This is a genomic window from uncultured Candidatus Kuenenia sp. (assembly GCF_900696675.1).
GTDB classification, from domain to species: domain Bacteria; phylum Planctomycetota; class Brocadiia; order Brocadiales; family Brocadiaceae; genus Kuenenia; species Kuenenia stuttgartiensis_A.
This window is the reverse complement of record NZ_CAADGZ010000009.1, coordinates 16,347-29,489: the sequence shown is the minus strand read 5'-3', so window position 1 is coordinate 29,489 and position 13,143 is coordinate 16,347. Positions and strand designations below refer to the sequence as shown.

Here is a 13,143-nt window from a genome sequence, read left to right as displayed (position 1 = left end):
AAGGGGGTGATTATGGGAGTTAGGTTTAGAAAATACCACAAAGAATGCAAGGGCAAGCGGGCTGAGGGCGACAGGTGCGGCAAGGTTATTACAAAGGGGATCGACTGCAAAGGGAAGCGTGGCCAGCATTGTCCTCCAGGGGTATCTTTGCCTTGTGGGACATGGGCGATTGATTACAGGGAAACGGACGGCAGATGGGTGTCAAAGGTCTTTCCCGGCATATCACGGACGGAAGCCAGAGAGCGTTTAGAGGATATCCGGAGCAATATCAGAAGGGGTATGATAGGGTTGCCGCAAACACGAAAGACACCTTCACTGAAAGAATACACCAAAAAGTATTTAGAGTTTTCTAAAGGCGACAAGGAGAATACCTTACTATCAAAGAAAAGGGCTATTAATGTATTGGTGCAGTATCTTGGGGATTGCCGGCTGGATAAGATAACTACGTTTATCATTGAGAAATTCAGAATTGAACGCATGGAAAAGGACAAGGTGAAAGCTTCGGTTATAAATCAGGATATTGCAATATTAACCCATTTATACAATACGGCAATAAAAGAAGGGGTAATTGATAAAACTCCATGCCAGAACGTAAAGAGACTCAAAACAGCACAAACGAAAGACCGGATATTATCAGGAGCGGAAATAGCTTTATTACTTGATAAACTGCAAGGGAAAGACCGGCTGATGGTATTGGTAGGACTCTTTACCGGGTTACGTTTAGGCGGTGTTTTAGGGCTTTCATGGGCTGATATAGACTTTGAAAATGGTTTAATCACTTCTAACCACAAGACCGGCAAGATGGTATCAATCCCTATATCCGATTACCTTGCCGGGGAGTTGCTAAGGTACAGGGAAGATAATCCAGGCGACAGGCTATTCGTAAAGGACAAGGTAACAAACCGGGCGAGAATTAATCATAGCTGTCACTTTAGCAGTTTATTCAAAGGCTTAGGCATTCAAAACTTCACATTTCACAATTTGCGACATACCTTTGCCAGTCTCCTGCAAGGTCAATTAGGCATTGGCGCAATAGTAGTGCAAGGCATGACCGGACATTCAAGCTTAGGAATGCTGCAGAAATACTCTCATGCCGGCATGGACTCAAAGAAGGTAGCTATCAACGCCTTGACCGAGCATGTGTTAAATACAACACCAAAGACCGTATTTGCTATAGCACAATAAATAAGGTACGACTGAGGTACGACTTTGCTTTAATAACACCAGTAACGAATTGCCTTGTAAGGCTACAGCGATAAGGTTTTCAGGGTAGCTTTCAGGTAGGAACTAACATTACAAGTATTAATTGCCACAGAATATAAAACCATTTTTCAGAAAGCAAATTTCATTGACAATAAATAAATTGTTTCGGTATAGTGCATTTTTAATTCTTTCCGGCAAAAGAATTGTCCTTATTTTTTACGTTCTATCGTACATTTTGAAAAACTCTCGGGATTAACTATGAAAAGAATACACGTAGGTATTATCGGTATGGGCACTATTGGGACGGGAGTCGCAAAAATTCTTCTGGAAGCCAATTCTCCCCTCAGGGAAAAGCTAGACACTGTCCCTGTATTAATGGGTATAGCCGATTGTAATCCTGATGCTAAGAATAAAATAGCTTTGCCTCCTGCTGTGACATTTACCACTGACGCAAATACCTTATTACATGACCCAAATATCCACATCATCGTCGAACTTGTAGGCGGGGCGACCATTGCAAAGGAAATTGTCATCAAGGCGCTTGAAAACGGAAAGGATGTCGTTACTGCGAACAAGATGCTCCTTGCCCTCCATGGCTCTGAATTATTCAGGAAAGCCCGCCAGCACGGGAAAAGCATCTCTTTCGAAGCAAGCGTTGGAGGGGGCATTCCGATCATCGCAGAACTTAGAGACGGCCTTATCGCAAACAAGATTGAATGTATTTTGGGAATAGTTAACGGCACAACTAACTATATATTAACCCGGATGACCAAAGAAAACGTCGAATACGGCGCAACCCTTAAGGAAGCACAAACACTTGGTTATGCTGAAAAAGACCCAACGATGGACGTTGAAGGCATTGATTCGGCGCACAAGCTTGCAATCCTTGCCAGGATTGGCTTTGGAGTGGATGTTAATTGCGAAAATATTTATTGTGAGGGTATCAGTAAAGTCGAACTCTCTGATATATGGTACGCCCATGAATTGGGATATACCTTAAAACTTCTTGCAATAGCAAAAAAAAGAGAGAGCGGTCTTGAATTGCGGGTACATCCTACACTCCTGCCACACGAACACCCTCTTTCTTCGGTAAACGGGGTATTTAACGCCATCTGTATCAAAGGAAGCGCTGTCGGAGATTCAATGATATACGGAAGAGGCGCCGGAGAAATGCCCACGGCAAGCGCAGTAGTCGCTGATATTGTTGACGTGGCGCTCGGTAGGGCAAATATTACCTTCAATACAATGAAAATCTTTTCCGGGCAATGCGAACGTGTTTCCATCGCCGATATGAAAGAGATAAAAACACGATATTACTTACGGTTCTCCGTAATAGACAGACCCGGTGTACTGGCAAAAATTTCCGGGATACTGGGAAATCATGAAATAAGCATTGCCTCGGTAATTCAACGGCAGGCAAAAGAAAAGGGACATGTCCCCCTCATCCTGATGACCCATATTGCGGAAGAAGGCAATTTGCTGAATGCGCTTTCTGAAATCAAACAATTAGACGTCGTAAAAGACCAAACACGATTCCTGCGTGTTGAAGAATAGGAGATATTCTTGAAATACTGCATTATCATTCCTGACGGCATGGCAGATTATCCAATAGAAAAACTGGGTGGAAGGACGCCCCTTGAGACCGCCCGTACGCCATATCTTGACCTCTTATCTGAAAACGGCCGGATAGGCACCGTTCAGACGATTCCGCGAGGATTCCCACCGGGAAGCGACGTTGCCAATCTTACGATAGTGGGATACAACCCAAGTGATTATTACACAGGCAGGGCCCCTCTGGAAGCGGTAAGTATTGGCATTCAACTGGAAGAAGAAGACTGCGCATTCCGGTGCAATTTCATTACTGCCAACGAAGACACCCTGGTAGATTTTTGTGCAGGACACATTAAAACGGAAGAGGCGGATATCCTTATAAAACTGCTCAATGAACGATTCGGGAATGATGCTATCCAATTTTATACAGGGAAAAGCTACCGCCACATTATGGTATATAAAGGTACGCAGAAGATAAACACCACATGTTTTCCCCCTCATGACATTATGGGAAAATCGATTAAAGAACATCTTCCAAAGGGGAAAGGAAGTGAAATCCTCATTGATATCATGGAACGCTCGCGGGGACTACTATACAATCATGACATAAACAAGGTGCGTATTGACCTTCAGGAAAACCCTGCCAATATGATCTGGCTATGGGGTCACGGATATCGCCCCAAAATGCCTTCGTTCCAGGAACGATTCAACTTAAAAGGCGCTGTGATTACGGCAGTGGACCTGATCAAGGGTATTTCTCTCTATCTGGGATGGGACATTATAAACGTTCCCGGCGCTACAGGATACTACGACACTGATTACAGCAACAAGGGGAAATATGCCATCGAAGCACTGGAAAACCATGATATGGTACTGGTGCACATTGAATCGCCCGATGAAGCAGGACACGAAGGCAATATAAAAGAAAAGGTAACTGCTATTGAGCAAATTGACAGTAAGATTATAGGGCCAATTACAGATGCCGGGAACTCATTTCAGGAACTTCGTATTCTGGTGCTGCCGGATCATTACACACCAATTGAAAAAAGAACTCACACCGCGGAGCCCGTGCCCTTTGTAGTATGCGGCTCCGGCATTCAAAAAGATGATGGGAAGCCGCTTACGGAAGCAAATGCTGCGGCGTCAAAACTACATATCAGCAAGGGCCACGAGTTAATCGAACGCCTCATTTCAGGTTCTTTCTGATACGAAATTATATGTTTGTCCATGAATTTATTGAGAAATTTCAACAACCTAAACTGTTGCAAAACGGGAAAGATTTTTTGACCAATGATAAAGCTGGTACTGATAAGACATGGCGAGAGTATATGGAATTACGAAAATATATTCACCGGGTGGACGGACGTTGATTTATCGGCTCATGGAATTACAGAGGCAAAACAGGCAGGGAGCATTTTAAAAAAAGAGGGATATGTTTTTGATATTGCCTTCACTTCTGTCCTTAAAAGAGCAATTAAAACCTTGTGGTATATTTTAGATGAAATGGATTTAACGTGGATACCCGTACAAAAAACATGGAGATTGAATGAAAGGCACTATGGTGCATTGCAAGGTTTAAACAAAGCAGAGGTGGCTAAAAAATACGGGGAAGAACAGGTCTTTCTCTGGAGAAGAAGTTATGATACGCCTCCGCCCCCTCTTACGTTAACAGACAACCGCTATCCCGGCAACGACGTCAGATACCGGAGTCTTAGTAAAGAAGAAATTCCTTTCACCGAGAGCCTGAGAGATACCATTTTTCGATTTTTGCCGTACTGGGATGATGCCATAGCGCCTGCAATACGTGAGAAAAAAAGGGTTATCGTTGTAGCTCACGGAAATAGTTTGAGGGCTTTGGTCAAGTATCTTGATGATATACCAGACGATAAAATCGCTGAGTTAAGCATCCCGACAGGCATACCCCTTGTATACGAACTTGACGAAGGGTTAAAACCGACCTCAAAATATTATCTTCGCGGAGATTGAATGTTAAAGACGTGAAATCGAATGTGTTACCTTTTCATTTTTTTAAATAGATAATCCTAATATCCCGGATACTGTTAAGGTAATATCAGGAAAATTTTCTGGTGATATCTTTTGATTATAACGCCGTTTCATCATTATATTATAACCTTCAGGGGTTGGTTCATTATATATCTGCACAATATTTTCTATTAAATTCACCAGCCATACCTCTTTAATATTTGCCTTTGCATACAACGGGATTTTAGTTTCACAGTCATACGCTAAAGAGCTGTCTGCAACTTCTATAATTAAGAGAACATCTTCCGGTTGGGGGAGTTGTTCAGCATAAAAATCGGGACGTCTTTTTATTATTGTTATATCTGGTTCCGGTTCAGAGTATTCAGTCAGGCTTAAAGGATTTTGAATATTAACAATTGCCCTTTTCTGTAATTTTTCGCTAAAGAGTTCATTTAACCGGCTAACACATGCAGCATGCCGACTCCCAATGGGCGTCATATCAATGATCCTCCCCTCAACAAGTTCCACTCTGTCATCTTCATGCAGTATGTTACTTTCTATCAACCGATGATATTCTTTAACGTTAAAACGATGAATTGATAATGCTGTATTCATAATCACAAACCTCCATAATCAAAAAATTAACCACAGATGCAGCCGGATAAACACGGATTCGAATTTCTAAATGAGCGCATCTTTAGTATTTCGTGCTCATTTGGTTCCGGCTTGTCCACGTTAGGTCGTGTATGTTCATTTATTGTAATCAACGGGACAGCCCATGTGTGTTTTTTTCGTACGCGGCCGAAGATAAATAAACCAGAACATGATACCGATTAACATAACCCCTCCTACGATATTCCCAAAAGTAACCGGCAAAAGATTATTGATAAAAAAACCTTTCCACGTAAGCTGGGACAGGTTCAGCGTCCTTCCTGCCATTTTTTCAGCAGCGTCAACAACAAAGTGATTTTTCCGCAACATTATACCCATCGGGATAAAATACATGTTTGATACACACTGTTCAAATCCACTGGCAACGAAACCCCCGATAGGGAATATAATTGAAAAAATCTTGTCCGCTGTACTCTTTCCACTAAAGCATATCCAAATGGCAAGACATATCAACGCATTGCAAAGGACTCCACGGGTAAAAGCTGCGTTAAAAGAAAGATTAACCTTATTATGTGCTATAAGCAGGGCTTTCGCACCAACCATATGGTTAAAAAATTCCCATTGATGTGTTTCATACATCCACCACACCATTGTGAGACTGCCCACTAAATTACCAATGTATATGACGCCCCAATTTGTGAGCAGTTCATATAAAGTAATCTTTTTGCCTGCAAATCCAATAATACCGAGACAGTTGCCGGTAAAAACTTCTGCGCCTCCAATAACTGCCAGTATAAATCCAAGAGAATATACAATCCCTTCGATAAGTGAGGTAATTCCGTAGTGCAAGGTTGAATCACTTGTTACCAATGTAGAAAACTGTGCGCCAAAACCAAGATAAATCCCGGCCAAAACGCCAAGAGAAAAGGATTTGGAACGGTTTAGCGCTGCCTTATGTATCGTTACATCATAAATTGTTGTTGCGATTTTATATGGCGTATAGGCATCTATATCTATTAGCTTGACAGGGGATTGAGCGTTAGCGTCTTTCACAGCTTCCTTCCTGTAATTTAAGGGTCAGGGTCCGTGGTTTTGTTGTGATAAAACTTCTTGTGCGCCGTCTACGTACAAAAGAATAAATCGGTATTTTTGAGATTTTAAAAAGCCGGTTTCTACTGAACACGCCGGGGATTATTACGTAATAACATGTTACTTTTACAATTTACTAACATGTGCTTTATAATCTTCAGGATTAATATTGTATTTTTTTATCAGCTTATAGATATCAGCCCTGTAACGGCTTGCCATTTTTGATGCATTTGTAATGTTGCCATTGTTTGCCTTCAGTAGATTTTCGATGTATTCCCTTTCGAATCTTTCTTTCGCGTCCTTGTAAGAATGAAAAACATTTGTGGTGGTATTTCTTTCCGGAAAAATATCTTCCGGTTCAATATTATTTTTATTTGCCACGATGGCCGCATGCTCTATTTTGTTTCTTAATTCACGAATATTTCCCGGCCAGTCATACAAAAGCATCCTTTGTAAGGCCGCGGGAGAAAATCCAAGCGGGTCTTTCTTTAAAGCCTTGCAAAATTCCGTTATAAAATACGTTGCCAATAGCGGGATATCATCTTTTCTTTGCCTTAAGGGAGGAAGATAGACAGGCATAACATGTATTCTGTAAAACAAATCATCACGAAAAGTCCCTTCGCTCACTGCCTTTTGCAAATCGGTGTTCGAGGCGGCAATAATCCTGACGTTGATCTTTCTGTTCTTTGTACTTCCGACTGGTTTAATTTCCCTTTCTTGCAAAACTCTCAAAAGTTTTATTTGGAATATCATTGAAGTATTGCTGATTTCGTCAAGAAAGATTGACCCTTTATCGGCTTGCGCAAAAAGTCCCTCTTTTGATTCATGTGCGTCCGTATAAGCCCCTCGTATATGTCCGAACAGTTCATTTTCCAATAATCCCTCCGGGATAGCACCGCAGTTTGTGGCAATAAACGGCCCATTGGCACGGTTACTATTTTGGTGAATTGCCCTGGCTATCAATTCCTTTCCGGTACCGCTTTCTCCATAAATGATAACATTGCAATCAGTTTTTGACACCCTTGACACCAGTTCAAGGATTTCCAGCATCTGTTTATTTTTCCCGATAATCGGATTAAAATTGTTCCGTTCATCAAGCTGATTCCTTAGGTATTCTATTTCTTGTGTAAGCCTTTGTTTCTCAAGGGCATTTTTGATCTGCATTGCCAAATCATCATTCCTGAAGGGTTTGGCGATATAACTATAGGCGCCCCTTCTCATGGCTTCTACGGCGCTTTCTATACTTCCATGCGCCGTTATTATAATAATGGGGAGCTTGGGATAATTCTTTATTATATCTCTCATTAATTCTATACCATTTTCTTCAGACAACCGGAGGTCAACAAGAACAAGGTTAATCTTGTTCTGAAATAATACCGTTTTCGCTTCATCTCCGTCCTTTGCTATTGATACAGAATAGCCTAATGCTTTTAAACGCATCTGCAGGACTTCTAAAATGCTCGCATCATCATCTATAATAAGTATTTTTTCTTTTGACATAATAACAAATTATTACATATGAATTATTCCGGTTTTCTTATAGAGGTATCGCTTATCGTAGCCTTGGGAAGTAAATCTAATGGATTTACGGTAATACTACGACCGTCAGCTTCCTTCTTTTTTTCTTCTATTTGTAAATCGATTTCACTGAGCTTCCCAATATCTTTTTTAAGTGTTTTAATCTCAGTGGCGGCGCTGTGAAGATCGGTAGAAAGTTTTCCTATTGCCTGGTCTTTAGTGGCAAGACGGTCAAGAAGTTCAGATTTTTGGAGTTTTTCGATATTGTTCTTTAGTGTTTCAACCACCTCTTTGGTGGTACGGAGTTCATCAGAAATCTTTCCGATTACCTGATCTTTTTGAGAAATGCGGTCTAACAGATCACTTGCCTTAAGTTTTTCAATTTCTTTTTTGAGTGATTCTATTGTTGCTGAAGCAGTGCGGATTTCATCCGTAAGCCTTCCAATTTCCTGATCTTTCCATGAAAGGCGGTCTAAAAGATCATTTATTGCTTTTGCCTTATGTTGAACGTCAACCTTCATGATGGTAATTTCTTCGGTTTTTTTGGTTAATTCTTTTTTATAAGCAGTGTTTGCGCAACCAATACTCAGTAAAAACGCCGGGGCTAAAAGTAATGATAAAAAACAGACTCTCTTCTTATTAATGAACTTCATTGTCAACTCCTATTTATAATGGACATTTATCTTTTTGTTTTACTCTTTTCAAGCGTTAAGAACAAAATCAACACGCAATGGCAGTGTAAAGTGGAACGTACTTCCGCTGCCACAATTACTCTCTAGCCATATATTTCCTCCATGGTCTTCAACAATATGTTTTGCTATAAAAAGCCCTAATCCTGTGCCTTTAATGCCACTTTCCCTCTTATTAACAACCTGTTGAAATTTGTCAAAAATAGAATTCTGATATTCTTTGGGTATTCCAATTCCTGTGTCTGAGATGCTTATTTGCAGAAATGATTGTATATTGTTCAGCTTGCCTTGTTGCGCGAAAATAGGGGAAAGCATGGATGCATCAACTACAAATGCCTTTATAGTAATAACACCACCTGCGGGTGTAAATTTAATCGAATTACTCAATAAATTATCCATTATCTGTGCGATTTTTCCCCGATCTAATAAAACATGGGGAACGAGAGAATCGTCTTCGTATTGAATAAAAATACCTTTCTTTTCCGTCAAAAAACGAACATCCTCGATGCTTTCCGAAATAACATCCCGAATCTGTGCAGGTTGAAAATTGTATCTCATCAATCCTGCCTCTATCCTTGATATATCTAATAGATCATTAATCATCAGTATAAGCCTAAGGGTATTTCCCTTGATAATATTGAGCAATTTCATCTGTTCAAAAGATATTTGTCCCGCTATTTTGTCCAGCATGAGTTCATTTGCTTCTTTAATAGCCGTCAAAGGTGTTTTCAAATTGTGTGAGATGTTTGAAATAAAATCTGATTTCATGGTATCAAGCTGTTCAAGTTTTTTACTCATTTCATTAAATGACCTTCCCAAAGAACCAATTTCATCATTTGATGTAATATTGATCCTATGCTCTAAATCACCTTGGGCAATATGGTCGGTAGCTGCTTTAAGTGCGTTTATAGGCCTGTATATACTCCTAATGAAAAAGAATGAAAAAACCGCTACAAATGTGATTGCAAATAACATGATTGCCAGCGATATTTTGGTAGATTTTTGAACAGTTTCTTGAAATAGTCCCATTTTCTTAAATAAACCTGCTTGCTGCAAAATAATGAGGTTATTAATAGCATTCCTTAATTGGTCAATAGTTTTGTCTTTTTCCTCACCCATGAAAGAATAAGAAGAATCGTTTGTGTTATATTTCAAAAGTATAAATTCTTTTGCAGTAATTCTCAGGTAAAGATTATAAAGCGTTTCAATTTGAGCGGTAATTGTTATTAATTCTTTACTATTCCTCGCATCTTCTGTGGCGCCGGGCGGGTAGAACCAGTTAGCCCTTAAATATTTTACATACAAGGTGTTAAACTTATTAAAAATGTTATTTGTTTCATTGTTTATTTGTATTAATTTATTTACCAAATCAAGCCGATGGACAAATTCGTCTTTCTTTGCGGCAAAGATATCTAAAAAAGCCGGATCTTTTGTGATTGTATACTTTTTTTCACTACTGACTTGTTCCAATAGGATTTTTAACAACTTCTCTTCACTCTCTATAGAAGGAATGTCTTTGCTCAAAATTGAGGTTGACGCCTGATTGAGGTGTTTTAAGCGAAAAATCAAATAAAAACTCATCGACAACATAAGCAGCGTAATAACAACATAACCCAAAACCATGCGTTTCCATAAACTATTTTTTACCATAAGCAATCACCATTAAACTCTCAATTGTCTTTATTTGTCTTTTCTGCAGTAAATCCGGGTTGTGTGAACAGGAATGCTATTGTTTGTAAATGACCGTTGAAAATGGGAGTATTTTCAATTTCAGGATTTCTCAAAGTCTTATTATTTTTATCTATTGGCTGACGGGTTCAGATGAAATTCTTTTACCATTAAAAGGGTTAAAAGAGATATTCATATCCTGCCGTTTTAAGTTCCTCTCCCATATTAATTGTTTTTACCGCTTCACGCCAGTGAGGGTTTTCAGGCGCAAAAAAAGAGGGGGTACGATTAATATTTTTCTGCACCCATTCAAGCACATGCTCCGGCAAAGGCCTCTCCATAAATTCATATAATGTTTTCAAGGTCTGTTCCGGCACCAGGAGCAGGTCTTCATGCCGAAATAGAAAATAGTTATTCCCAAACAGTGCTTGTCCATCATAGTGGGTTCTGCGAAACATAATTTTCCACAAGAGCATAACCCGCATGTAAGCCTCGCATTTTCTGAGATGCGCATATTCAGGCGTGTTTAGCAGTACATCTGACAATGTGCGGCTGGCGCCTATCAATGCTTCCGGTCCGCTTCCGAAGAAAACATTCTCGTCAGGAAATTTATCACGCTGATGTTGCTTTTTCCCAAAAAAAAAAGATGCTGTGACCGAACGGGGGTCACGCACAATATGAATAAATTTTGCTTTAGGATCAATCTCCCATAGCGTCAGAACCTTAGAAAACATCCTGGTAAACTTTATTACCGTGTGTTCTGCCTGTGAAATCATGAATTTGATGTACTCTTTCGCGTAATCAGGCATATCCGTTTCAAATTCGAGTTTCGGTTTTCGTGGAGCACCGTAATTTAGCATATTTTCCATTTCTATGGCGGGCATTTTGCCGGATAATATATTTTTAAGAGATTTGCGGAGGGTGGTTTTCATATTTATCTTTTCCAGATAAAGGTATTTTTTCATAAAAGATGCACGACATTGCCTTACCTTTTCATAAAAATCCACAGACCTCATTCCGCTGCCACCCCCAAAGGTATCGTCAGTTGCGGTTGATAAAGGTTCATAGAAACAGTCAAAGTTCCCATCTTCCCATAGAATATCAAATGCAATGGTCGTCCCGGAGCGTCGCATTCCCTGCATAAAAACGTTCATGTATCATGCCTCAAAGATGTGTGTGTTAGGATTAAATTATTATGTGATATTAAATCAGGCCTTTGCGATTGTAAGGTGCAGGCATAAATATATTTATATTGCGCTATCTATGTCAAGATGATTTAATTACTATCCTTGGCTAGGAGATTTCTTGTTTCACCCCAAAATGGTAATTTTGCCTGGAATATCATTTTTACCGGTAATTACGATTTCAGCCTCTTCACTTTTTATCAATTTCGGGAAACTAACTAAATGGATACAATCCGTTATACCTTCACAAAAGCGGAACGTCTGTTACGAAAGAAGGAGTTTGATAAAGTATTTGACGAAGGCAAGGTATTTAAAAACAAATTTCTAGTTCTGTACGTTGCGCCCGGTGTGCAGAAATGTTCACGCATGGGACTGGTCGTGAGTAAAAAAATCGGGAATGCCGTACGCCGGAATCGCGTGAAAAGATTATTACGGGAAGTATTCCGGCTGAATAAAAACAGGTTAACGGTACCGGTAGACATTGTTATCATCCCACGAAACACGTTCACCTCTTCTTTGAAATTGTTTGATATTAGCGCCGGATTTCAACAGGCAATCCATCAAATCAACAAAAATTTTGCAAATGAAATTCATCATAATTAAACTGCTTCAGTTATACCAATATGCCATTTCCCCTCTTTTCCATCATGCCTGCCGGTTTGAACCCACCTGTTCTCAGTACATGATTAACGCCGTAAAAAAGAAGGGGTTGTTGCGTGGCGTCTGTTTGGGGATGTGGAGGATATTGCGCTGTAATCCCTTTGGCGGCTCAGGATATGATCCGGTAAAATAATTTTGCGGTAATTGTTTTTATGGAGACCATATTCATTTTTCTTGCGGTGTATTGTTGCTTAAAACCTCATAGAGTTTTAATTCCTTTTCTGCGTCTTCAATCAACCCTTTCTTACGGTAAGCAAATTCGAGGTTTTTGTGAGACATTGGGATTTTCGGATTGAGCTGAATGGATTTTTTTAATGCCGCAATAGCCTCATCCAGTTTGCCTGTTTCCGTATAAGCCGCCCCTAAATTGTTATACAAAACGGGATCGTCTGGTTGTGTTTCGAGCACCTTCTTATATGATTTGATGGCGTCGTCAAAACGGTTTTTTTGTGCATATGCAATCCCCAGCGCATACTGTGCCTCCGTGAAATCCGGTTTCAATTCAACCGCCTTTTCCCAAAAAGCAATAGCATTATCCTGATTATTATTTCTTGCTTGTATCGCCCCTACATTGTAAAGAATTTGTGGGTCGTAGGGATATAACTCCAATACTATCTTATACTCTTCGAGGGCTTTATTGAGCTGCCCTTTTTTATGATAAACAGTCGCTATGTTGCAGTGGGCGTCTCTGTTGTACGGGTCTATACTCAATGCTTTTTTATAATACTGCATAGCTTCATCCAGTTTTCCCTGGCTGTCAAAAAGGACGCCCTGACGGTTGTAATTGTCGGGGTCTTGCACCCCGCAACTATTTATTGCCAAAATAAGGAGGAGAAACAGGAACATTTTGCGTTTTGCATATGTTTGAAGAAACATGGATTTAAACCTCTTTTTGTATCGTTTCATTGGCATAGGAATTTTCACTCGAAAATACCATTTATCCACCCCCGCCCAGGAATGAAATTGATCGCTTTTTTATAATATCA

13 protein-coding genes are annotated in these 13,143 nt (G+C 39.9%); 6 read left to right on the top strand and 7 right to left on the bottom strand.

All coding sequences use genetic code 11. The annotated features are described in order from the left end of the window. Positions 1–12: 12 nt before the first annotated feature. The 4 genes from QZT26_RS02950 (at position 13) to gpmA (ending at position 4,740) form a co-directional block, all read left to right on the top strand. Positions 13–1,185, top strand: a complete 1,173-nt coding sequence (locus tag QZT26_RS02950; RefSeq protein WP_295100481.1) for a site-specific integrase — start codon at positions 13–15, stop codon at positions 1,183–1,185. 276 nt (positions 1,186–1,461) lie between these two features. Further along, the gene (locus QZT26_RS02945) at positions 1,462–2,757 is read left to right on the top strand and encodes a homoserine dehydrogenase (RefSeq protein ID WP_099323727.1); all 1,296 of its coding nucleotides are present in this window, start codon (positions 1,462–1,464) and stop codon (positions 2,755–2,757) included. 9 nt (positions 2,758–2,766) lie between these two features. Next, positions 2,767–3,960: a cofactor-independent phosphoglycerate mutase gene (locus tag QZT26_RS02940; RefSeq protein ID WP_164995117.1), complete on the top strand. Its 1,194-nt coding sequence runs from the start codon at positions 2,767–2,769 to the stop codon at positions 3,958–3,960. A gap of 84 nt (positions 3,961–4,044) precedes the next feature. After that, positions 4,045–4,740 carry a 2,3-diphosphoglycerate-dependent phosphoglycerate mutase gene (gene gpmA, locus QZT26_RS02935; protein WP_099323729.1) on the top strand — a complete coding sequence of 232 codons (696 nt, stop codon included), beginning with the start codon at positions 4,045–4,047 and terminating at the stop codon, positions 4,738–4,740. A 42-nt stretch (positions 4,741–4,782) separates the two neighbouring features. Here the strand turns inward: gpmA and QZT26_RS02930 are convergent, their stop codons facing one another. The 6 genes from QZT26_RS02930 to QZT26_RS02905 all read right to left on the bottom strand — a co-directional run bounded on the left by QZT26_RS02930 (position 4,783) and on the right by QZT26_RS02905 (position 11,467). Then, positions 4,783–5,352, bottom strand: coding sequence for a Uma2 family endonuclease (locus QZT26_RS02930; protein WP_099323730.1), 570 nt, complete (start codon positions 5,350–5,352; stop codon positions 4,783–4,785). 135 nt (positions 5,353–5,487) lie between these two features. After that, positions 5,488–6,402, bottom strand: coding sequence for a formate/nitrite transporter family protein (locus tag QZT26_RS02925; RefSeq protein WP_099323731.1), 915 nt, complete (start codon positions 6,400–6,402; stop codon positions 5,488–5,490). A 162-nt stretch (positions 6,403–6,564) separates the two neighbouring features. Beyond that, on the bottom strand, positions 6,565–7,938 hold the full coding sequence (locus QZT26_RS02920) for a sigma-54 dependent transcriptional regulator (protein ID WP_099323732.1): 1,374 nt from the start codon (positions 7,936–7,938) through the stop codon (positions 6,565–6,567). A 23-nt stretch (positions 7,939–7,961) separates the two neighbouring features. Next, complete coding sequence (locus tag QZT26_RS02915; RefSeq protein ID WP_295100476.1) at positions 7,962–8,609, bottom strand: hypothetical protein; 648 nt, start codon at positions 8,607–8,609, stop codon at positions 7,962–7,964. Between the two features lie 48 nt (positions 8,610–8,657). Continuing rightward, positions 8,658–10,295, bottom strand: coding sequence for a HAMP domain-containing sensor histidine kinase (locus QZT26_RS02910; protein ID WP_295100475.1), 1,638 nt, complete (start codon positions 10,293–10,295; stop codon positions 8,658–8,660). A gap of 197 nt (positions 10,296–10,492) precedes the next feature. Then, a complete protein-coding gene (locus tag QZT26_RS02905) occupies positions 10,493–11,467 on the bottom strand; it encodes a sulfotransferase (protein ID WP_295100472.1) in 975 nt (324 codons plus the stop codon). Positions 11,468–11,719: 252 nt separating this feature from the next. On the opposite strand from QZT26_RS02905, the gene rnpA reads away from it, so the two are divergent. Both rnpA and yidD read left to right on the top strand, forming a co-directional pair. Continuing rightward, positions 11,720–12,100 carry a ribonuclease P protein component gene (rnpA, locus tag QZT26_RS02900; RefSeq protein WP_295100470.1) on the top strand — a complete coding sequence of 127 codons (381 nt, stop codon included), beginning with the start codon at positions 11,720–11,722 and terminating at the stop codon, positions 12,098–12,100. After that, on the top strand, positions 12,081–12,290 hold the full coding sequence (gene yidD, locus QZT26_RS02895; RefSeq protein WP_099323737.1) for a membrane protein insertion efficiency factor YidD: 210 nt from the start codon (positions 12,081–12,083) through the stop codon (positions 12,288–12,290). The genes rnpA and yidD overlap by 20 nt, the downstream gene beginning before the upstream one ends. A 32-nt stretch (positions 12,291–12,322) precedes the next feature. On the opposite strand, the gene QZT26_RS02890 is transcribed toward yidD, so the two are convergent. Next, entirely contained in the window at positions 12,323–13,033 is a 711-nt protein-coding gene (locus tag QZT26_RS02890; protein WP_295100467.1) for a tetratricopeptide repeat protein, read from the bottom strand. Positions 13,034–13,143: the final 110 nt, after the last annotated feature.

Excerpts from the sequence above, each read along its gene's own strand:
- QZT26_RS02950 (WP_295100481.1), top strand. The coding sequence starts at position 13 with ATGGGAGTTAGGTTTAGAAAATACCACAAAGAATGCAAGGGCAAGCGG.
- QZT26_RS02945 (WP_099323727.1), top strand. The coding sequence starts at position 1,462 with ATGAAAAGAATACACGTAGGTATTATCGGTATGGGCACTATTGGGACG.
- gpmA (WP_099323729.1), top strand. The coding sequence starts at position 4,045 with ATGATAAAGCTGGTACTGATAAGACATGGCGAGAGTATATGGAATTAC.
- QZT26_RS02930 (WP_099323730.1), bottom strand. The coding sequence starts at position 5,352 with ATGAATACAGCATTATCAATTCATCGTTTTAACGTTAAAGAATATCAT.
- QZT26_RS02920 (WP_099323732.1), bottom strand. The coding sequence starts at position 7,938 with ATGTCAAAAGAAAAAATACTTATTATAGATGATGATGCGAGCATTTTA.
- QZT26_RS02915 (WP_295100476.1), bottom strand. The coding sequence starts at position 8,609 with ATGAAGTTCATTAATAAGAAGAGAGTCTGTTTTTTATCATTACTTTTA.
- QZT26_RS02910 (WP_295100475.1), bottom strand. The coding sequence starts at position 10,295 with ATGGTAAAAAATAGTTTATGGAAACGCATGGTTTTGGGTTATGTTGTT.
- QZT26_RS02905 (WP_295100472.1), bottom strand. The coding sequence starts at position 11,467 with ATGAACGTTTTTATGCAGGGAATGCGACGCTCCGGGACGACCATTGCA.
- rnpA (WP_295100470.1), top strand. The coding sequence starts at position 11,720 with ATGGATACAATCCGTTATACCTTCACAAAAGCGGAACGTCTGTTACGA.
- yidD (WP_099323737.1), top strand. The coding sequence starts at position 12,081 with ATGAAATTCATCATAATTAAACTGCTTCAGTTATACCAATATGCCATT.
- QZT26_RS02890 (WP_295100467.1), bottom strand. The coding sequence starts at position 13,033 with ATGTTTCTTCAAACATATGCAAAACGCAAAATGTTCCTGTTTCTCCTC.